Source organism: Siccirubricoccus deserti, assembly GCF_014283215.1.
Lineage (GTDB): Bacteria > Pseudomonadota > Alphaproteobacteria > Acetobacterales > Acetobacteraceae > Siccirubricoccus > Siccirubricoccus deserti.
The window spans coordinates 84,155-103,606 of the sequence record NZ_JACOMF010000014.1 but is presented as its reverse complement, the minus strand read 5'-3'; the positions used below and the strand labels follow the sequence as shown (position 1 = coordinate 103,606).

The 19,452-nt window shown below is 71.0% G+C and carries 18 protein-coding genes; 13 read left to right on the top strand and 5 right to left on the bottom strand.

Features of this window, described 5'->3' with window-relative positions:
• Positions 1-47: 47 nt before the first annotated feature.
• Together H7965_RS13665 and yajC are read right to left on the bottom strand one after the other, a co-directional pair.
• Positions 48-467, bottom strand: a complete 420-nt coding sequence (locus H7965_RS13665; RefSeq protein ID WP_186771137.1) for a hypothetical protein — start codon at positions 465-467, stop codon at positions 48-50.
• 24 nt (positions 468-491) lie between these two features.
• Positions 492-830 carry a preprotein translocase subunit YajC gene (yajC, locus tag H7965_RS13660; RefSeq protein WP_186771136.1) on the bottom strand — a complete coding sequence of 113 codons (339 nt, stop codon included), beginning with the start codon at positions 828-830 and terminating at the stop codon, positions 492-494.
• A gap of 85 nt (positions 831-915) precedes the next feature.
• Between yajC and H7965_RS13655 the strand changes: the two genes are divergently transcribed.
• Positions 916-1,779: an ATP-binding protein gene (locus H7965_RS13655; protein WP_186771135.1), complete on the top strand. Its 864-nt coding sequence runs from the start codon at positions 916-918 to the stop codon at positions 1,777-1,779.
• Positions 1,780-1,872: 93 nt separating this feature from the next.
• On the opposite strand, the gene uvrA is transcribed toward H7965_RS13655, so the two are convergent.
• Positions 1,873-4,761 carry an excinuclease ABC subunit UvrA gene (gene uvrA, locus H7965_RS13650; protein WP_390624567.1) on the bottom strand — a complete coding sequence of 963 codons (2,889 nt, stop codon included), beginning with the start codon at positions 4,759-4,761 and terminating at the stop codon, positions 1,873-1,875.
• A gap of 209 nt (positions 4,762-4,970) precedes the next feature.
• Here uvrA and ssb point away from each other — a divergent pair, with 209 nt between their 5' ends.
• Positions 4,971-5,492 (top strand): single-stranded DNA-binding protein, encoded by a 522-nt coding sequence (gene ssb, locus H7965_RS13645; protein ID WP_186771134.1) that lies wholly within the window; start codon positions 4,971-4,973, stop codon positions 5,490-5,492.
• A 339-nt stretch (positions 5,493-5,831) separates the two neighbouring features.
• On the opposite strand, the gene H7965_RS13640 is transcribed toward ssb, so the two are convergent.
• Entirely contained in the window at positions 5,832-7,031 is a 1,200-nt protein-coding gene (locus H7965_RS13640) for a CaiB/BaiF CoA transferase family protein (protein WP_222440606.1), read from the bottom strand.
• A 108-nt stretch (positions 7,032-7,139) separates the two neighbouring features.
• On the bottom strand, positions 7,140-7,700 hold the full coding sequence (locus H7965_RS13635; protein WP_186771132.1) for a hypothetical protein: 561 nt from the start codon (positions 7,698-7,700) through the stop codon (positions 7,140-7,142).
• 267 nt (positions 7,701-7,967) lie between these two features.
• Between H7965_RS13635 and H7965_RS13630 the strand changes: the two genes are divergently transcribed.
• The 11 genes from H7965_RS13630 to H7965_RS13580 all read left to right on the top strand — a co-directional run bounded on the left by H7965_RS13630 (position 7,968) and on the right by H7965_RS13580 (position 19,447).
• Positions 7,968-8,636 carry a hypothetical protein gene (locus H7965_RS13630; RefSeq protein WP_186771131.1) on the top strand — a complete coding sequence of 223 codons (669 nt, stop codon included), beginning with the start codon at positions 7,968-7,970 and terminating at the stop codon, positions 8,634-8,636.
• Complete coding sequence (locus H7965_RS13625) at positions 8,633-9,079, top strand: type VI secretion protein (RefSeq protein WP_186771130.1); 447 nt, start codon at positions 8,633-8,635, stop codon at positions 9,077-9,079. The genes H7965_RS13630 and H7965_RS13625 overlap by 4 nt, the downstream gene beginning before the upstream one ends.
• The gene (gene tssK / locus H7965_RS13620; RefSeq protein ID WP_186771129.1) at positions 9,076-10,398 is read left to right on the top strand and encodes a type VI secretion system baseplate subunit TssK; all 1,323 of its coding nucleotides are present in this window, start codon (positions 9,076-9,078) and stop codon (positions 10,396-10,398) included. Before H7965_RS13625 ends, tssK begins: the two co-directional genes overlap by 4 nt.
• Positions 10,385-11,206, top strand: coding sequence for a DotU family type IV/VI secretion system protein (locus H7965_RS13615; RefSeq protein ID WP_186771128.1), 822 nt, complete (start codon positions 10,385-10,387; stop codon positions 11,204-11,206). The genes tssK and H7965_RS13615 overlap by 14 nt, the downstream gene beginning before the upstream one ends.
• Positions 11,207-11,255: 49 nt before the next feature.
• Positions 11,256-12,731, top strand: coding sequence for a type VI secretion system protein (locus H7965_RS13610; protein WP_186771127.1), 1,476 nt, complete (start codon positions 11,256-11,258; stop codon positions 12,729-12,731).
• Entirely contained in the window at positions 12,692-15,199 is a 2,508-nt protein-coding gene (locus H7965_RS13605; RefSeq protein WP_186771126.1) for a hypothetical protein, read from the top strand. Before H7965_RS13610 ends, H7965_RS13605 begins: the two co-directional genes overlap by 40 nt.
• Positions 15,200-15,210: 11 nt before the next feature.
• Positions 15,211-16,251 (top strand): type VI secretion system protein TssA, encoded by a 1,041-nt coding sequence (gene tssA, locus H7965_RS13600; RefSeq protein ID WP_186771125.1) that lies wholly within the window; start codon positions 15,211-15,213, stop codon positions 16,249-16,251.
• Positions 16,252-16,255: 4 nt separating this feature from the next.
• Positions 16,256-16,642 carry a PAAR domain-containing protein gene (locus H7965_RS13595; RefSeq protein ID WP_186771124.1) on the top strand — a complete coding sequence of 129 codons (387 nt, stop codon included), beginning with the start codon at positions 16,256-16,258 and terminating at the stop codon, positions 16,640-16,642.
• A 217-nt stretch (positions 16,643-16,859) separates the two neighbouring features.
• Positions 16,860-17,387, top strand: a complete 528-nt coding sequence (tssB, locus tag H7965_RS13590) for a type VI secretion system contractile sheath small subunit (RefSeq protein WP_186771123.1) — start codon at positions 16,860-16,862, stop codon at positions 17,385-17,387.
• A gap of 28 nt (positions 17,388-17,415) precedes the next feature.
• Positions 17,416-18,882 (top strand): type VI secretion system contractile sheath large subunit, encoded by a 1,467-nt coding sequence (tssC, locus tag H7965_RS13585; protein WP_186771122.1) that lies wholly within the window; start codon positions 17,416-17,418, stop codon positions 18,880-18,882.
• A 70-nt stretch (positions 18,883-18,952) separates the two neighbouring features.
• Positions 18,953-19,447, top strand: coding sequence for an Hcp family type VI secretion system effector (locus tag H7965_RS13580; RefSeq protein WP_186771121.1), 495 nt, complete (start codon positions 18,953-18,955; stop codon positions 19,445-19,447).
• Positions 19,448-19,452 lie beyond the last annotated feature (5 nt).

The window sequence follows — 19,452 nt, the reverse complement described above, 5'->3', positions numbered from 1 at the left end:
AAAGGGCAGAGCCCCATCATCCGTCCTGTTTCAGCAGCCCGGGCGCCTCAGCTCGGAGCCAGCCCCCGCGAGAATTCACCGAAGGACTCCGCCAGGGGCGCTGGCCATTGCGAGCTGCGCGGCGAGAGATAGACCGGCTTGCCGTCGTCCAGCAGGAACAGCACCAGCTGCTCCTGGTTCATCTCGAAGGCCATGAACAAGCCGCGGCGCCCGTCCCGACCCCAGCCGACCAGCCAGTGATCCTCGACCAGCGCCAGAGGCGGGCCGGGCATCCGCAGCCCCTCATAGACCTGCTGCTGGCGGCCGCGCGCGACATTCCGCAATAGCACCGAAACCGCCGGATGCGCGCCGAGCGAGACCAGCGTGCCGCCCACCAGCGCCCGCAGCGAGAGGTCCGCCTCGGCCAGCGCCGGAGAGGCGACCAGCGCCGCGAGCAGGCCCCGGCGCGAGGCCGGGCCCAGGCTCAAGGCATGCGCCTCAAGACGCGCGCCTCACCCTTTGGCCGGCTCGTCGTTGGCGGCGATCGGCTTGAAGATGTCAGTGATGGTGGCGCGCAGCACGCTGACCCGGACATTCGGGGCGATCTCGACCTCGACCTCGTCGACGCCGTCCTTCACCTTGGTGATCGTGGCGATGATGCCGCCCGAGGTCAGCACCCGGTCGCCACGCTTCAGATTGGCGAGCAGGGCGCGATGCTCCTTCTGCTTCTTCTGCTGCGGGCGAATCAGCAGGAAGTAGAAGACGCCGAAGATCAGCAGCAGCGGCGCGATCTGCGAAACCATGGCCAGGCCACCGGCGGCGTCCTGGGCGTAGGCGGGGGAGATCAGCATTCCGGGCGAATTCCTCTGTGTTCCGGCTTGCCGTCACCGGCGCGCGCAAACTAGCTTCCGCCCCCTTCCCGTCAAGTGCACCCGAATGTCCGAGAACCCGACCGACCTCCAATTGCTGACCCGTATCGCCGAGGCGCTGGAGCGCCTGGCGCCGCCACCACCCACGCCACCGGTGCCGGAAGGCGCCGACGCCTTCGTCTGGCACCCGGCGCCGAAGCCGGTACTGGCCCCGGTACCCAGGGTTTCCCGCGTCGGTATCGGGCTGCTGCAGGGGATCGACCGGCAGCGGGACATCCTGCTGGCCAATACGCTGCGCTTCGCCGCCGGCTTCAGCGCCAACAACGTGATGCTGTGGGGTGCCCGCGGCATGGGCAAGTCCTCCTTGGTCAAGGCGGCGCATGCTGCGGCGAACGAGGCGCACCCCGGCAGCCTGGCGCTGATCGAGATCCACCGCGAGGACATCCGCACCCTGCCGGAGCTGCTGAACGCGCTGCGCGCCCAGCCCCGCCGCTGCCTGGTGTTCTGCGACGACCTCTCCTTCGAGAAGGAGGATGCCGACTACAAGGCGTTGAAGAGCGTGCTGGACGGCGGCATCGAGGGCCGTCCGCCCAATGTGCTGTTCTACGCTACCAGCAACCGCCGCCATCTGATGCCGCGCGACATGGTCGAGAATGAGCGCAGCACCGCCATCAACCCGGCGGAGGCGGTGGAGGAGAAGGTCTCGCTCAGCGACCGCTTCGGCCTCTGGATCGGCTTCCACAATTGCGACCAGCCGACCTACTTCGCGATGATCGAGGGCTATGCCGCGGCGCTCGGCCTGGCAATGCCGCAGGAGGAACTGCACCGCGAGGCCAATGAATGGTCGGTGACGCGCGGCGGCCGGTCCGGCCGGGTGGCCTGGCAGTTCATCCAGGATCTGGCGGGGCGGCTGGGCTCGAACGCGGCATAGTGGCTCCGTAGGGCCAAAGGAGACAAAGGGTAGATCGTGGCTCTGCCCCCGATCTACCCGCTGCCTTCCGATCTTCACCCGAGAGCCCGCGCCTCAGGCACGCTTCCGCCGCTTCGCCGGAACGGCTTCCTGGGCCGCCAGCAGCGGCGCCAGGAACCGCCCGGTGTGGCTGCCTTCGGTGGCCGCCACGTCCTCCGGCGTGCCGGCGGCGACGATGCGGCCACCGCCGTCGCCGCCTTCCGGCCCCAGGTCCAGCAGCCAGTCGGCGGTCTTGATGACCTCCAGATTGTGTTCGATCACCACCACCGTGTTGCCGGCATCGACCAGCGCGTGCAGCACCTCCAGCAGCTTGCGCACATCCTCGAAATGCAGCCCGGTGGTCGGCTCGTCGAGGATGTAGAGGGTGCGGCCGGTGGCGCGGCGGGAGAGTTCCTTCGACAGCTTGATGCGCTGCGCCTCGCCGCCCGAGAGCGTCGTCGCCTGCTGACCGAGGTGGATGTAGCCCAGCCCCACCTCCCGCAGCACCTTCAGCTTGTCATGGATGGAGGGGACGGCGGAGAAGAACTCCACGCCCTCATCCACTGTCATCTCCAGCACATCGGCGATCGACTTGCCGCGAAACTTCACCTCCAAGGTCTCGCGGTTGTACCGCTTGCCCTTGCAGGCGTCGCAGGTGACGTAGACATCGGGCAGGAAGTGCATCTCGATCTTGATGACGCCGTCGCCCTGGCAGGCCTCGCAGCGGCCGCCCTTGACGTTGAAGCTGAAGCGGCCGGGCTTGTAGCCGCGGGCGCGGCTTTCCGGCAGTTCGCTGAACCAGTCGCGGATCGGAGCGAAGAGGCCGGTGTAGGTCGCGGGGTTGCTGCGCGGGGTGCGGCCGATCGGTGACTGGTCGATATCGATGATCTTGTCGAGCTGATCCAGCCCTTCCAGCTTCTCATGCGGCGCCGGGACGGTACCCGCGCCCATCAGCCGCCGCGCCGCCGCCTTGTAGAGGGTCTCGATGACGAGCGTCGATTTGCCGCCGCCACTGACGCCGGTGACGCAGGTAAATGTGCCGAGCGGAACACTGGCGGAGACGGATTTCAGATTGTTCCCGGTGGCGCCCACCACCTTCACCGCGCGCTTCATATCCACCTTGCGCCGCGTCGCCGGCACCTCGATCCGGCGGCGGCCGGAGAGATAGTCGCCGGTCAGGCTGGCCGGATTGGCGGCGACCTCCGCCGGCGTGCCCTGCGCCACGATGCGGCCGCCGCCGGCGCCGGCGGCGGGGCCGATGTCGACCAGATGATCGGCGGCACGGATCGCATCCTCGTCATGCTCGACGACGATGACGGTGTTGCCGATGTCGCGCAGCCGCCGCAGAGTCGCCAGCAGCCGCTCATTGTCGCGCTGGTGCAGGCCGATGCTGGGCTCGTCCAGCACGTAGAGCACGCCGGTCAGCCCGCTGCCGATCTGCGACGCCAGGCGGATGCGCTGCGACTCGCCGCCCGACAGCGTCGCGGAGGAGCGGCCGAGCGAGAGGTAGTCCAGCCCGACATCGACCAGGAATTGCAGCCGATCCTCGATTTCCCGCAGGATGCGGCGGGCGATTTCCTGGCGCTGCGGCGTCAGGGTCGGCATCACCCCGGCGAACCATTCGCGCGACTTGCGGATGGAAAGCTCCGAGGCCTCGCCAATGTGGTGGCCGGCGACCTTGACGCTCAGCGCCTCGGGCTTGAGACGATACCCCTTGCAGACGGGGCAGGGCTTCTCCGCCTGGTAGCGCGCCAGATCCTCCCGCACCCAGGGATTGTCGGTCTCGCGGTGGCGGCGTTCGAGGTTGGGCAGCACGCCCTCGAAGGGCTTCTTCACGTCATAGGCGCGCAGCCCGTCCTTGTAGCGGAGCGTCACCACCTCCTCGCCGGTGCCATGCAGGATGGCGTTGCGCACCTTGGCCGGCAGGTCGCCCCAGGGGGTGCTGGTGGTGACCTTGAAGTGGCGCGCCAGGCTTTCCAGCGTCTGGTCGTAATAGGGCGATTGCGCCCCGGCCCAGGGCATCACCGCACCCTCCGCCAGGGTGCGCAGGTCATCCGGCACCACCAGCTGCGGATCGAAGAAGCTCTGGGTGCCGAGGCCGTCGCAGGTGGGGCAGGCGCCCTGCGGGCTGTTGAAGGAGAACAGCCGCGGCTCGATCTCCTCGATGGTGAAGCCGCTGACCGGGCAGGCGAATTTGGCGCTGAAGACGGTGCGCTCCGCGGTGTCGGCATTCTCGGCATAGGCGATGCCGTCGGCGAGGGCGAGGGCGGTCTCGAAGCTGTCGGCCAGGCGCGGTGCGATGCCGTCGCGCACCACGATGCGGTCGACCACGATCTCAATGTCGTGCTTCAGCTTCTTGTCGAGCTTCGGCGCCTCGGCGATCAGGTGCAGCGTGCCGTTGACCTTCACCCGCTCGAAGCCGCGGCGCTGCCATTCGGCGAGCTCCTTGCGGTACTCGCCCTTCTTGCCGCGCACCACCGGGGCGAGCAGCAGCAGCCGGGTGTTCTCCGGCATCGCCATCACCCGGTCGACCATCTGGCTGACGGTCTGCGCCTCGATCGGCAGGCCGGTGGCGGGCGAATAGGGCACGCCGACCCGGGCCCAGAGCAGCCGCATGTAGTCGTGGATCTCGGTGACGGTGCCGACGGTCGAGCGCGGGTTGTGGCTGGTGGTCTTCTGCTCGATGGAGATCGCCGGGCTCAGCCCCTCGATGCTGTCGACATCGGGCTTCTGCATGAGTTGCAGGAACTGCCGGGCATAGGCGCTCAGCGACTCGACGTAGCGGCGCTGGCCCTCGGCATAGATGGTGTCGAAGGCGAGGGAAGATTTGCCGCTACCGGACAGGCCGGTGACAACGGTCAGCGTGCCGCGCGGCAGATCAAGATCGAGGTCCTTCAGATTATGCGTGCGGGCGCCGCGGATGCGGATGAGGCCGGCACTCGGCATCGGGTCGGGGGTGGCCATTCGCGGGGTCCGCTCCACCGGGCCAAGCGGCCCGTGTTCACATTGTGTTCTGGTATTGATGCCACTATATGGGCAGCAAGGGAAGTGCCGTGGCAGTGGCGTGCGGATCGGTCCGCGGCTAGACCGGGCGGCGAGGCGACCGGGTTTGGCAATTCCAGCCAGGCCGGGGTTGCTCTAGATTGACATTCCGAAGACAGGGGTTTGGCGGCATGGCCGGCAGCGTCAACAAGGTGATCCTGGTAGGCAATCTGGGGCGTGACCCGGAAGCCCGCAACATGCAGTCCGGCGACAAGGTGGTCAGCTTCTCCGTCGCCACCAGCGAAAGCTGGAACGATCGCGCCTCCGGCGAGCGGAAGGAGAAGACCCAGTGGCACCGGGTCGCCATCTTCAACCAGAAGCTCGGCGAGATCGCTGAGAAATACCTGAAGAAGGGCAGCAAGGTGTATCTCGAAGGCTCGATCGAGAGCCGGAAGTACACCGACAAGGACGGCAATGAGCGGGAGACGACCGAGATCGTGCTCGGCAAGTTCCGCGGCGAGCTGACCCTGCTCGACGGCCGCGGCGGCGGCGAAGGTGGCGAGGGCGGCGGCTATGGCGGTGGCCGCTCTTCCGGCGGCGAGCGCGGCGGCGGCTATGGCGACCGTGGCGGGTCCGGTGGCGGCGGTGGCCGTGGCGGCTGGGACAGCAAGCCGAAGGGCGGCAGCGACCTGGACGATGATATCCCGTTCTGACCGGGGGTAGCGGCTCGGCGCTGTTGGACAGAACGCATTCAAATCGGACTGGCGGATCGGTAGCCAGCCCCGTGGCCGCCAATCTCGGGCTTGGCTGAGAGTCCCGGAGCGCTTCGTGGCGAGGATGCGGACGGCATCCTTGCTCGCTTCGCGTGGGCCGAGGTGGTTGGTACCAGCTTGCAGATGACGATGGTGCGCTTGAGCAGCGCGTTGATGTATCGGCCCGGAATCCGCAGCACCGAGCAATTGCTGCGGCTGGCGCTGCCGACGGCCTTATGGGGCTACCGCTGCGCTACAGCGGGTTGAAGCCGATTATTTCCGCCATCGACTTCAGGAAAATCACCCACCCAGCGCGCCAGCCTGCCGCAGCGTCTCGACCTCCGCTGGCGTGTAGCCATGCTCGGCGAGGATGGCCGGAGCATCGGCGCCCAGCTCCGGCGGCGGCCCGGCCGGGACCTTCGCCTCGCCGGCCAGGTGCAGCGGACTGTCCACCGTCCAGCCGCCAGCGGTGGTCGGACGGATCGCGCCAGTGGCGCGCGCCTGTGCCGCCGCTGCCGCCTCTGGTGTGGTGGTCACCGCATCGAAGGTGAGGCCGGCGGCATCCAGCAGCGGCCGCCACTCGGCCAGGCTGCGGCTGGCGAAGGCCGCGTCCAGCCGCGCCACCAGCGTGGCCGCATTGGCCCGGCGCAGCGGCTGGGTGGCGAAGCGCGGATCCTCGCCCCAGTCGGGCTGGCCCAGCACCTCCAGCAGCGCCGGCCATTGCCGCGGCTCATTCAGCAGGGCGAGCAGGAACCAGCGGCCGCAGCCGGCCCGGTAGAGGTTGCCCAGCGCATTGGGCGCCTGGTCGCGTGGCGGCCGGGGGATGAAGCGCGCCTCGTCCAGCGCCGCCTGCACCATGAAGGCATTGGCCCAGAGCCCGGCCTCCAGCAGCGAGGCATGGACGATGCCGCCCTGGCCGGTGCGTTCGCGGCGGAACAGCGCGGTAACGATGGCACCATAGAGGGCGAGGCCGGTCGGGTGGTCGCCCATGCCGGCGACCGATCGGCCCGGCGCCGCGCCGGCATCCGCCTTCACTAGATCCATCAGCCCGCTGCGCGCCCAATAGGCGGTGGCGTCGAAGCCGGTCTTGTCGGCTTCCGGCCCGGTTTCGCCATAGGCGGTGAGGGCGGCATAGATCAGCCGCGGATTCAGCGCCATCAGCGTCTCGGGCGCGATGCCGAGGCCGGGGCGCAGCCGCGGCACCGCATTGGTCAGGAAGACATCGGTGCCGCGGATCAGCCGGTGCAGCACCGCCCGCGCCTCGGCCCGCTTGAGGTCGAGCACCAGCCCGCGCTTGTTGCGGTTGTCCAGTACCCAGGGATAGTTGGTCTCGCCCTGCGGCTGGCCCGGCAGCGTTGCCAGTGCCCGATAGGCATCGCCGCCCGGCGGTTCCAGCTTGATCACGCTGGCGCCGAAATCGCCGAGGATGGTGGCCGCCGACGGCCCGGCGACATAGCTGGCTGCGTCGATCACCTTGAGGCCGGCGAAGATCCCGGACATCCGCACTGTCTCCCCCCATCTTGTCGGGGCGATGCTGCGGCGGAAGGCGGCGGCGGGGCAATCCCCGGCTGCCGCGGCGGGATGGCCGTGGCGCGGCGGAGCCAGCCGCTACAGCGCCTCCAGCTTCGGCCAGAGCCGCTTGAACAGGGCCTCCCGCAGGCTGCGCTCCGCCGGGCTGCCGGGTTGGTCGGGGTGCAGCTCGCGCGCCAGCAGCCGCTTCAGCGTGGTCAGCCGCTCGTCGCCGGCGGTGAGTGTGCGCGGACGGCTCTCCAGCTCGGTCACCCGCCTCTCCGCGACCAGGGCGCGGCGCTGCGCTGCCTCGGCACGCTGCCGTGCCGCCTCCACCGCCCGCTGCAGGCGCTCCACCGCGGCTTCCAGCGCCGCCACGGCCAGCGTGGCCGGTGCTGCCGGCTCGGGGGCCGGCAGCACCGGCCACCAGCCGCTCAGCGTCCGGGGCCCGATCACGCCCTCGGCCTGCAGGCAGGAGAGGAAGGCATCGGCGGTCTCGGCATCGACCGCCAGCACCTCGGCCAATTCGCCCAGCCGCACGCGGGCGCGGCCGCGGGCGAAGGCCACCGCATCAAGGTATCGCGGAGGCCGGTGCTGCGGCTCCGGAGTCGGGTCGGGCATGGCGCCGGCATAGAGCAGATCGGTGCGAAGCGGAAACACCCGTGGAGGGGGAATCCGCCGGGCTGCGCATGTTTTCCCGCCGTCGTGGCAGGCGGCGCCGGCGGGGCGCGTGGCGGCCGCATTAACCCGGCGCTGAGGGTTTGGTGGGAACATCGGCGGCGGCCGCGCCCGACCCATCCAGTGGCGCGCCGGCCATGGCTGTCGAGACAGGAAGTCCGGTATCCGATGCACTATTTTCTTGTCGCCCGCGCGCGCTGGCGCTGCCCTGCCGCCGCCACCCGTCATCCGGACGGATGGTGACGGCGCATGGCCGCTGAACCCCTGCTGCCGCCGCGCCGGCTGCTGTTGCTGCTGGCGCTGGTCCTGGCGAGCAGCGCCGCGCTGGCCGGCGCGCTGACCACCAGCCTACTCCTGCGCGGGGCCGCGCCGGTGCCGCCGCCGCCTGCCGATCATCAGGCCCATGCCGCGGGCTGCGGCATGGCGCAGGCCGCGCTGCCGGACCCCGACCCGACCGCCGCCCTGGCCGCGGCGCTGGGCCTGCCACTCACCCGCCCGTTGCGGGCGGCGGCCGCTGCTGCGCCGCTGGCTGGGCTGCTCGCCACGCCTGCGGTCCCACCGGCGCCGCCCGCGCCCGTCGAATCGGCGGGACCGCCTCCTGCCGCAGCACCCGTCGTGCCGCCCGCGCTCACCGCCCCCTCCATCCACGCTGGCTACGCCCTCGACCTCGGCTATTTCCTGGTCCCTGACCAGGCCGTGGCCTTCGCCACCAGCGTGCAGGAGCGCGGCGTACCGGTGCAGCTACTCGCCCTGCCGGACGCCAGTGGCCGGGTCTGGACCCATGTCCGCACCCCTCCCTTCGCCGGCAGCGCTCAGGCTTTGGCCGGCGCCGAACGCATCGAGCGGAGCCTGGGCCTGACCGCCAACCTGGTGCCGCCGGGCACCCCCGCGCCACCTGCCGGAGCCCCGAGACCATGAAGCTCGTCCGTCGCGCCCTGCTGCCCCTGCTGCTCGGTGGCTGTAGCGGTCCTTCGCTGTTCGCCCGCAGCGTCGCGGTGCGCCGCATCGCCATCGCCGTGGCGCCGGGGGCGAATGACAACACCCCGATCGCGCTCGATCTGGTGCATGTCTCCGACCGCCCGCCGCTTGCCACGGCGCTGGCTGGCCTCACCGCCGCCGAATGGTTCGAACGCCGCGGCCAGTTCCAGCGCGACTGGCCGCGCGACCTCGATGTCCGCAGCTGGGAGGTGGTGCCGGGCCAGATCCTGCCTGAGGAGCGCCTGCCATCCCCGGCGGTGAGCAGCGAGGCGCTGCTCTTCGCCCTCTACGCCACGCCCGGCGTGCACCGCGCCCGGGTCGCCGAGGGCGGCAGCCTGGCGGTTCGGCTGCTGGCCGAGGAGATGCAGGTGGTTGAGCGATGAACGGCGCCGTGCACCCCGCCGCGCCGCTGCTGTTCCACGAGGGCATGCTGCTGGCGCCGCAGCATTTCCAGCGGCTGTCGCTGCGCCTCGAACAGCTCGCCCTGCTGCATGCCGCCACCGCCTCGCCCTACCATTGGGGGGTGGAGGAACTGGAGGTGGATGCCGCGGCGCTTCCCGCCGGCCTCATCCGCATCCTGGCACTGGAAGGCATGCTGCCCGACGGCCTGCCGGTGCAGCACCGGGCGGAGCGCGACCCGGGTCTGGAGCTGGAGCTGACGCCCTGGCGGGAGGTCGCAGCCCGCGCTCCGGTGACCCTGCATCTCGTGGTGCCGGCTGGCCGTGGCATCGCCTCGGACCATGGCGCACCGGCGCGGTTCGAGGTGATCGAGGCGCCGGAGGTTGCCGGTGACGCCGGCACCGGCGAGCCGGTTTCCCTGCAGGTGCTGCGGCCGCGCCTCGGGCTGGAGGTCACCACCGGCCCGCGCCAGCGACCAGCCTCGAAATACGTCGGCATGCCGCTGCTGCGCCTCGGCTTCGACGGCCATGCCTGGGTCCGCGCGCCCTTCGTCCCGCCGCAACTCATGGTGGCGGAGCGCGACCCGCTGGCCCGGCTGGTGCAGGACATGGCCCGGCGGGCGCGGGAGCGGGCGCTCAGCCTGGCGCGGCAGGGGGCGGGCGCGGGGGCCGGCGCGGCGCGGGCCGGGCTGGAAGGGCTGGCGGCGGGGCTGCCGGCGTTGGAAGCCACCGTCGCCAGTGGCACGGCGCGGCCCTTCACCCTTTTCGTCGAAATCTGCCGCTACGCCGGCAGCCTGGCGGCACTGGCCGCCGGCCAGGTGCCGCCGGTGCCGCCGCGCTACGACCATGACGATGTGCTGCCGCTGTTCACCGAGGTCATCGCTTCCGTGGACCAGGTGCTGGAACGGATGGGCCGCTCGCTGGTGGCGCATCGCTTCACCGACCAGGGTGACCGCTTCAGCCTGGCGCTCGACCCCGGCTGGACCAGGCAACGTCTGGTGGTGGCGCTGGTCGGCCCGCCTGGCAGTGGCGAAAGCGGCCTGGCGCAATGGATGGAAGGCGCGCTGATCGCCACCCGCGACCGCAGTGGCGAGCTATGGGATCTGCGGGTCCGCGGCGCCTCCCGCATGCCGCTCGATCAGCTCGACGACCTCGACATCGCCCTGCCGCGCGGCGCCGTGCTGTTCGTGGTGGAGCCCGACACCGCCTTCGTCACCCCCGGCGAGACGCTGGAGGTCTGGCCGACCCAGGGCCGCAACGCCGGACCGCGTCCCTTGGAGATCCTGCTCTATGCCCGCGGTTGACGGCATGACCTTGCGGCTGTCGCCGGGCAGCGCGGCGCTGGTGCTGCCGGCCGGCGGGATGCAGGCGCTGCGCTTCACCGGCCTGCTGCGGGCGACCATGGCATTCCACGCCGCGCTGTTGGAGGCACGCTCCCGGCTGCGGACCGAGGTTGCCGGCCCGGAGGCGGCGCCGGAGCTGCTGCGTGCCCGGGTCGGCGCCATCGCCGCTGGACTAGAGGAATTGCTCCAGGTGCAGCGCGAGCAGGCGCGGCGGCTGTCCGACCGTCAGGCCTCGCTGCTGCGCGACGCGCAATACGTCATGTGTGCCCTGGCCGATGATATGCTGCTCTACGACGACGCCTGTGACGGACGGCTGCTGTGGCGGGAGGAACTGCTGGAAAGCCGCATGTTCGGCACCCGCATCGCCGGTGAGCGCTTCTTCGACCGCGCCGCGCGCATCGCCGGCCTCGCCGACCGCGACGGGCAGGAGCTGGCGCCGGTTTATCTGCTGGCGCTCTGCCTTGGCTTCCGCGGCCGGCACCGAGGGCCGGAGGAGGCGCCGGCGCTGCGCCAGCACGCCAAGGCACTGTTCGAGGCGGCGACCGGCCGCCAGCCGGATGCGCGGATGCATGGGCGGCTACTGGCGCCGCTGGCGATCGCCAGCGTACAGGGCGGCGGGGCGCCGCTCCGGCGGATGCGCAGCTTCGGCTGGCCCGCGCTGGCCGGCGGCGTGGCAGCCGCCTTCCTGCTGCTCAGCACCGGCCTGTGGTTCTGGCTGACCAGCCCGGTCTGGCACGCCGCCGAGCTGATCTTCCGGGCGGCGCGATGAGCGCCGGAAACCTCCGCGCCGTCCGGCGGCGCCTGCCGAAGATGGGGCAATGACCGTGCTGGCGATGATCGATCTGCTGCGCGACTGGCAGGTGCTGCTGCTGGCCGCTTCCACCGTGCTGACCCTCGGCCTCGCCGTGCTGCTCTGGCTGCGGCTGCGCCGACTGCGGCTGGCGCCGCCGGCCGTGGCGCCAGTGGTGGATCTGCTGGCGGCGCCGCGCGAGGCGATGGTGCTGACCCCGGCGCTGATGCGCCAAGCCTTCCGCAACGGCCTCTCCGAGTACCGCCAGGCGGTGGCGGGGTCGAGCAACCCTTATCTCGTGCCCTGGGTGCTGGCGGTCGGCACCCGCGGCGGTGGCACCAGCGCGCTCTGCGCCGCCGGCGGCAGCGCCCGCCCGCCCGCCGCGGTGCCCGATCCGGCGACCGGCAAGCCGCTCGGCTGCGCCTGGTGGTTCTACGACCGCGCCGTGGTCATCGATGTCGCCGGCGAGGCCTTCGCCGATCTACGTGGTGACCGGCTGTCCGATGGCGCCTGGATCGCCCTGCTGGAGGAACTCACCCGCGCCCGCGACGGGCTGCCGCTCGATGGCATCCTGCTGACCCTGCCGGTGCCCGATCTGGCCGGGCCCGAGGCGCTGCCCGCCGCCACCCTGGCGGCCAAGGCGGCGGAGATCCACACAAGGCTGTGGCAGGTGCAGAAGGTGACGGGACTGACCCTGCCGGTCTGGCTGGTGCTGACCATGGGCGATGCCATCCCCGGCTTCCAGCACCTGTTGGCGGCACTGCCGCCCGAAGCGCAGGACAGCGCCTTCGGCTGGTCGAGCCCCTATCCGCTGGAGGCGAGCTTCCAGCCCACCTGGATCGGCGAGGCGATGGATAGCATGCAGGATGCCGCCGCCGCCGCCGGGTTGGAACTCGGCGCCGCCGGGGCAGGGGAGGAGACCGCGGCTGCCGCCATGCGCCTGCCGGTCGAGTTGGACCATCTGCGTGGCCCGCTGGCGACGTTCCTCGGCGTGCTGTTCCGCCAGACCGGCTACCAGGAATCGCTGTTCTTCCGTGGGCTATGGCTGAGCGGCGCGGTGGGGCCGGCAGTGGCGGCCGAGCAGCCACCGCCGCTTGGCTTCGTCCGGGGGTGCTGCAGCAGAAGATCTTCGCCGAGCGCGACCTGCCGCGGCCGGTGCCGCGCTGGTCGCTGCTGCAGGGTCGCCGCCGGACGATCTGGCGCGGCGCCGTGGCGGCGGCGGCGGCGGTGCTCGCCCTGGTGCTGTGGTCCGGCGTCGGCACGCTGGGGCGGATGCACGCCAGCTTCACCCCGGCGCTGCGGGCGCTCGCGGGCCCGGTGGCGGCGGCGCAGGAGACCACCGCCGGCGCCGCGCCGACCTAGGGCGCCGGTCCGCTGGCGGCGATCCGCGGCATCGCCCGGCTCGGCTCCGGCTGGCAGGACCCGCTCTGGCCGATCGCCGCGCTGGACGCCACCGCAGATCGGGTGCGCACCGCGCTGGCCATTGGCCACTGGCGGCTGGTGATGGGCGAGATCCGCGCCACCCTGATGCGCCGCGGCCAAGCTCTCTCGGCAGGCGAGACCCAGGCCCCGGCGCCGCCCGGCGGCGCGCCCGAATTGCGCGAGCTGCGCCGCTTCCTAGGCGAGACGCTGCTGCTGGAGCGCTATGTGCAGACCTTCAACCGGCTGGGCGTCGGTGGCGGCACGATGGGGCTGGCGGAGCTGCTGCACTACACCCATGGCATCGAGCTGCCGGCCGCCTATGTCGACCGCGCCGCCGAGCTGGGCTTCGCCGAGCTGCCTTCTGCCGCCGCGCTGCGAGGCGCGACAGTCGAGGCCGGCGCCCAGCCGATCGACGCCGCCATCCTGCGCGGCAGCCTGCAATCCCGGCTGCTGGTGCTGGCGCAATCCTACCTGGCGCGGCAGGTGCCGCCACCCGATAGCCTGGACCTGCAGCGCCAGGCCGCGGCCCGGCTGGCGAACCTCGCCGAGGCCGATGGCCCCGACGCGGCGGACCGTGTGCAGGCGGCGGCGGAGGCGCTGGAGGCCGGGTTGGCCGCGGCACGGCGCGACGCGCCCGGGCTGGTCGCCGAGGGCGTGCTGGGCGGCAGCGAATTCCAGGCACTGCTGCGAGTGGTGAGCGACAGCCGCCTGCTCGGCCCCACGGTGCGCGATGCGCTGCTGCGGGCTGCCCAGGCCCCGGCTGGCGCCGAGGCGGCCGTCACTGTCGATGCCACCGGCATCGGCCCGCTGCTGGTGGCAGCGCCAGAGCGGAACCGGCTGGAGCCGGCCGCCGCGGCGACGGCGTTGCAGGGGCAGTTCGCGGCGCTGCTGGCCCGCCCCTTCATGCGCGCTGTGGCACAAGCTGCGGCGCCCGCGGCGCGGCCGGCGCTGTTCCGCTGGAACATCCCGGCGCTGGAGGCCGCCGCCGCGCTGGTCGACGACCATGCGCTGTTCCAGTTGCGCGACCTGCCGGAATTCCCGGCGCCGCTGCGCTCAGCGGTGCAGCGGGCGGCGGAGGAGCGGCTGGCTGCCGGGCTGGTGGCCGCGGTGGCGCAGGCACAGTTGCCGGCCGAAGGCCGCGATTTGGCTCCGGTGGCGGCGGCGGCACGCGCCGCCCATCCGGTGCTGCTGCGGCTGGTGGTGGCGCTGCGTGCCGGCGCCGCGCCGGATGATGCGGCGGCGCTGGCCGGGATGGTGACGCAGCAGGCGCAACGCCTCCTGGCGGCTGGCTGGGCTCAGCTCGAAGCCGGTGCCGGCTACCAACCACCGCCCTCCGGCCAGCTGGTCTGGACCGAAGGCAAGCTGGATCCGGCGGCGCTCTACGGATTGGCCGACGCGGCCATGCTGCCGGCACTGCTGGGGCGGGAGCGTGAGCGACTGCACCGCTTGGCGGAGCTGGCACAGCCAATGCTGGATGTGCTCGCTGCGCCGGAGCTGGGCGAGCCGCGGCTGCCCGCCATCGCTGCCCGCTGGCGTGGCCTAGCCGAGGAGCTGCAACGCGCGAGCCAGGGCAGGGCGGGTTCGCTCGCCGGGCTGGAACGTATGATCGGCCAGGATCTCGCCGCGGTGACGCCGGGGAATTGCGCCGATCTGCCGGCGCGGGGCGGCGGCGACTGGTTCACCGACCAGGCGGTGCGGCTGCATGCCCGGTTGCGCAGCTTGTGCCAGGTGCAGACCGCCACCCGCGCCGCCGGCGCCTGGGAGGCGCTGGACGAAAGCTTCACCCGGCTGCTGGCCGGCCGCTACCCCTTCGCTCCGCTGTCCGCCGCCGAGCGCGGCCCGCATGCCACGGCGGAACGGGTGGCCGAATTCTATTCCGGTTTCGAGGACCAGGCGAAGGCCGCGCTGGCGGCGCTGCCGGGCGATCCGGCGCTGGCGGCCCGGGCCCGCCGCTTCATCGAACAGATGCGCCAGGCACGCGGCCTTCTGAAACCCCTGCTGGGGCTGGATGGGGTGGAACCGGGGCTGGTGCTGGTGCCGCGCTTTCGCGCCCTGCCGGAGCGCGAGACCGGCGGTGACGCCGTGATCGAATGGCGCCTCATCGGACGCGGCGTCACCACCGGCACCATGTCCGGCCAGCGGCCGGTGCCCTGGAAGCTCGGCGATCCGCTGATCCTCTCGCTCCGCTGGGCACGCAACGCCCCGGTGCAGCCGGTGCAGTTGCTGCCGGCCGGACCGCGGGCCGAGGCCGGGACCATCACCGTCACCGCGCGCGATCCCTGGGCGCTGATAACCCTGGCTCGGCGCCTGGCGCCAACCGCAGGTGATTGGCAGCCCGGCCCCGGCGACTCCGGCCCAATGCTGGCGCTGCGGGTACAGACCGCCGAGGCCGGCGAGCCGCCCCGCGCCACCACCCCAGCGATGGTCTTTGCCAGCCTCGGCATCACCGCCCAGGCCGCACCGGCCGGGCCGCGCCTTGCGCTGCCCTCCATTCCCACCGATTGGCCGGTGGCGGCGCCCCGCGCGATTCTCGCCACCACCGCACCATGAGCGAGGCACGCATGGCCCTGCTGGACCTCGACCTCCTGCTGCAACCAATTTCTGGAGAGGCCCCGGCCGGTCCCAGCTTGCGCTACGACCCGCTCTTCGACGTGCTGCGTGAGCTGCGGCGGGAGGATGATGCCCAGGCGCCGCGCGGCGTCTGGCGCAGCCGGTTGAAGCTGGCCGACTGGCCGGCGGTGATCGCCCAGGCCCAATCGGCGTTGGCGACCCGCAGCAAGGACCTCCAGCTCGCCGCCTGGCTGACGGAGGCGCTGGCGGTGCGGCACGGCCTGGTCGGTACCACCGCCGGGCTGGCGCTGCTTGGCCGGCTGGTGGAGCGCTATTGGCCGCTGCTGTGGCCCGCCGCTGGCGAGGATGCGGAGGAGGACGCCCGGCTCACCGTGCTGGAATGGCTCGACGGCAAGTTGGCGGAGAGGCTGATGCTGCAACCGATGGCCGAGTTCGGCGAGCCACCGCCGAGCTGGCATGACCAAGCCTCGCTGCAGCGCCGCCGCGCCGGCGGCCAGGGCCGCCCGACGGCCGAGGATGGCGAACGCCAGGCTGCCCTGGCCAAGGCGATCGCCCGCACCCCCGACATGACCTACCTGCGCATGCTGGAGGAGTTGCGGCAGGCCGAGGCTGGGCTGGAAGGGCTGCTGGAGGCGCTGCGCCAGGCCGGCACCGCCTCGCCCCCCGCCTTCGCCCAGCTGCGTGCCACCTTCGCCACCATGGAGGCTTTCCTGCGCTCGGAACTTACCGGTCGTCGCGTGCCGCTCGACGTAGCAACGCCGGACTCCGCCCTGGCTGAGCCACCCGCGCCCCAGATGCCGCGGCCGAGGCCGCTGGCCGCCGAGGCCATCGCCAGCCGCGACGCCGCCTATCAGCGGCTGGAAGAGGTGGCGCAGTACCTTGAGGCGCTGGAGCCGCACAGCCCGGTGCCGGCACTGCTGCGGCGGGCGATTGGCTGGGGCCGGATGCAGTTGCCCGAGTTGCTGGCCGAGCTGATGAAGGAGGAAGGCGGACCGTTCCGGCTGCTGCGCATCGCACCGGCGCGGGAATAGCCGGATGAGCAAGCCCGCGGCCCGGATGGGCGACCTGGTGAAGCAGGATGCGCCGCATTGCCATGCGCCGATGCATCCCGCCGCGCCGGTGCCGACCGCATGCCCGCATCCGGCGCTGCCGCTGCCGATCCTGAAGGGCGTGCCGACGGTGCTGATCGGCAACCTGCCCGCGGCGACCCTGACCAGCCAGACCGCGCCCTGCATGCTGCCGGGCTGCGTGCCAGGCGGACCGGGCATGGTCAGCCTCGGCTCCGCCACCGTGCTGATCGGCGGGCTGCCGGCGGCGCGGGTTGGCGACATGACCCTGCATGCGAGCTGCGTCGCGCCGCTGCCCTCGCCGACCGGCACCATCATGCCGCCCGGCTGCCCGACGGTGCTGATCGGCGGCTGAGCGCCGCGCGGCATTCCGCACGGTTCCCATTATCCGATGTCATGCGGCGAGCGGCCGCCGACGCCATGCGCGCGTGCTGCATGCAGCAGTTCCCTGCGCGATTCCAGGACAAATATCGTCGCAATCCGCAGGCGATAAACCCGGCCTTTACCAGATCGGTACGATGCTTCCCTCCGGCGAGCAGCACCAGGCCAGCGCTTGCAAGGAGGACTCCGGCATGAGCGAAAGCACCCAGAAGAAGCTGGGGCGGGTGCGCCCGCCCCGCGTACAGATCACCTACGACGTCGAGACCGGAGGCGCGATCGAGATGAAGGAGCTGCCGCTCCTCGTCGGCATCCTGGCCGACCTGTCCGGCAAGCGCAGCCCGGCCTCGCCGCTGCCGAAGCTGAAGGCGCGGAAGTTCGTCGAGATCGACCGCGACAACTTCAATGACGTGATTACCGGCATCGCGCCGCGCCTGGCCTATCAGGTTCCGAATGCGCTGCAGGACGACGGCAGCAAGCTGAATGTCGCGCTGACCTTCACCGATATCGACAGCTTCGAGCCAGTGGCGGTGCTGAAGCAGATCCCGGCGCTGTCGAAGCTGTATGACGCGCGGCAGAAGCTGAACGACCTGCTGGCCAAGCTCGATGGCAATGACGAGCTGGACCGGCTTCTCGGTGATGTGATCGGCAGCACCGAGAAGCAGGATGAGCTCCGCGGCCTGCTGGCCGCCCCGGCCGAAGCCGCTGCCCCCACCGCCTGAGCCGACGCGCCAGAAGGAGACGACATAGATGCCCAGCGACAACCAACTCGTGGTGGCGGCACCGACGACGCTGCTCGACAGTATCCTCGACGAAGGCCGGCTGGCGCTCGAGCCCTCGCAGCGTGAGCATGCCAAGGATCTCGTCGCCGAATTCGTCGACCAGGTGCTGTCCGACAGTGGCCGGGTGCAGGGTGATGTGGTCGAGAGCATCAAGCTCCGCGTCGCCGAGCTCGACCGGCTCATCTCCGCCCAGCTCAACCAGGTGATGCACGCCGAGGAGTTCCAGAAGCTCGAAGCGAGCTGGCGCGGCCTGCACCATCTGGTCAGCCGCAGCGAAACCGGCGCCGCGCTGAAGCTGCGGGTGCTGAATCTCTCCAAGGACGAGCTGTCAGCGGATCTGGAGAAGGCTGTCGAGTTCGACCAGTCGGCGCTGTTCAAGAAGGTCTATGAGGAGGAGTACGGCACCTTCGGCGGCACGCCCTATGGCCTGTTGGTCGGCGATTTCGAGTTCGGCCGGCATCCGCAGGACATGCAGCTGCTGGAGAAGATCAGCAACGTCGCCGCCGCCGCCCATGCGCCGTTCATCGCCGCCGCCGGAGCGCTGATGTTCGGTCTCGACAGCTTCTCCAAGCTGCCCGACCCGCGCGACCTGGCGAAGATCTTCGAAACGACGGAGATGGCCAAGTGGCGGTCCTTCCGCAACTCCGAGGACAGCCGCTACGTCGGCCTCTGCATGCCGCATGTGCTGCTGCGGCTGCCCTATGGGGAGGCCACCAAGCCGGTCGAGGGGCTGCGCTTCGAGGAGGATGTGGATGGCACCGACCATTCCAAGTACCTTTGGGGCAACGCCGCCTGGGTGCTGGCCGAGCGCATCACCGCCGCCTTCGCCCGGCATGGCTGGTGCGCGGCGATCCGCGGCGTGGAGGGCGGCGGCAAGGTCGAGGGCCTGCCGACCCACAGCTTCCACACCGATGACGGCGAGGTCGCGCTGAAATGCCCGACCGAGGTGGCGATCACCGACCGCCGCGAGAAGGAGCTTTCCGACCTCGGCTTCATCCCGCTGGTCCATTGCAAGGGCACCGACTACGCCGCCTTCTTCGGCGCCCAGACGGCGAACAAGGCGAAGCTCTACGACACCAGCGAGGCCAATGCGAATGCCCGGCTCTCCTCGGTGCTGACCTACATGATGGCGGCGTCGCGCTTCGCCCACTACCTGAAGGTGATGGTGCGCGACAAGGTCGGCAGCTTCGCCACCGCCGGCCAGCTTTCCAACTACCTCAACCGCTGGCTCGCGAATTACATCTTGCTGATGGACGAAGCGACGCAGGAGGACAAGGCGCGGATGCCGCTGCGCGAGGGGCGGGTCGACGTCTCCGAGGTGCCGGGCCGCCCGGGCGCCTTCCGCGCCACGGTCTTCCTGCGGCCGCATTTCCAACTGGAGGAGCTGACCGCCTCCATCCGGCTGGTGGCGGAGCTGCCGGCCCCGGCCGCCTGATCCGCATCCGCTGACACCGGCCGCCTGCGGGCGGCCGGATCCCCCCCGCCTCATCCCTGCGAAGGTTCCCATGCCCGGCATCATCCTCGAAATCGACGGCATCAACGGCGATCTGTCCGTCGATGGCTATGTCAACAACATGATCCTGTGCAACGGCTTCTCCTTCAGCGCCAGCCAGCCGGTGGACTACACGCTGAACAACGCGCGCACGACCGGGACCATCAACCTCAGCAATGTCGCGCTGTCGCGCTTCGTCAACCTCTCCTCGGTCCAGTTGATGGCGAAGATGTACCAAGGCCACACCTGGCCGGTCACCAAGCTGCATTTCCTGAAGGCCGGCGATGTCGACGGCCAGGCGAAATCGGAATTCCTGACGGTGGAGATGACCAACACCATCATCGCCGACATCGCCTATTCCGGCAGCGGCAGCGGCGAGGAGATGGCGGAATCCATCACCCTCAACTTCACCAAGATCAAATACACCTACAAGACGCAGGACGAGAAATCCTCGATCGCCGGCAACGTCACGGCGACCTGGGACCTGCTTGCCAAGAAGAACTCCTAGCCGGA

Coding starts and splice junctions, on each gene's coding strand:
- H7965_RS13655 (WP_186771135.1), top strand. CDS start 916: ATGTCCGAGAACCCGACCGACCTCCAATTGCTGACCCGTATCGCCGAG.
- H7965_RS13595 (WP_186771124.1), top strand. CDS start 16,256: ATGAGCAAGCCCGCGGCCCGGATGGGCGACCTGGTGAAGCAGGATGCG.
- yajC (WP_186771136.1), bottom strand. CDS start 830: ATGCTGATCTCCCCCGCCTACGCCCAGGACGCCGCCGGTGGCCTGGCC.
- uvrA (WP_390624567.1), bottom strand. CDS start 4,761: ATGGCCACCCCCGACCCGATGCCGAGTGCCGGCCTCATCCGCATCCGC.
- H7965_RS13615 (WP_186771128.1), top strand. CDS start 10,385: ATGCCCGCGGTTGACGGCATGACCTTGCGGCTGTCGCCGGGCAGCGCG.
- tssB (WP_186771123.1), top strand. CDS start 16,860: ATGAGCGAAAGCACCCAGAAGAAGCTGGGGCGGGTGCGCCCGCCCCGC.
- tssA (WP_186771125.1), top strand. CDS start 15,211: ATGGCCCTGCTGGACCTCGACCTCCTGCTGCAACCAATTTCTGGAGAG.
- tssC (WP_186771122.1), top strand. CDS start 17,416: ATGCCCAGCGACAACCAACTCGTGGTGGCGGCACCGACGACGCTGCTC.
- H7965_RS13640 (WP_222440606.1), bottom strand. CDS start 7,031: ATGTCCGGGATCTTCGCCGGCCTCAAGGTGATCGACGCAGCCAGCTAT.
- H7965_RS13625 (WP_186771130.1), top strand. CDS start 8,633: ATGAAGCTCGTCCGTCGCGCCCTGCTGCCCCTGCTGCTCGGTGGCTGT.
- ssb (WP_186771134.1), top strand. CDS start 4,971: ATGGCCGGCAGCGTCAACAAGGTGATCCTGGTAGGCAATCTGGGGCGT.
- H7965_RS13580 (WP_186771121.1), top strand. CDS start 18,953: ATGCCCGGCATCATCCTCGAAATCGACGGCATCAACGGCGATCTGTCC.
- H7965_RS13610 (WP_186771127.1), top strand. CDS start 11,256: ATGACCGTGCTGGCGATGATCGATCTGCTGCGCGACTGGCAGGTGCTG.
- H7965_RS13630 (WP_186771131.1), top strand. CDS start 7,968: ATGGCCGCTGAACCCCTGCTGCCGCCGCGCCGGCTGCTGTTGCTGCTG.
- tssK (WP_186771129.1), top strand. CDS start 9,076: ATGAACGGCGCCGTGCACCCCGCCGCGCCGCTGCTGTTCCACGAGGGC.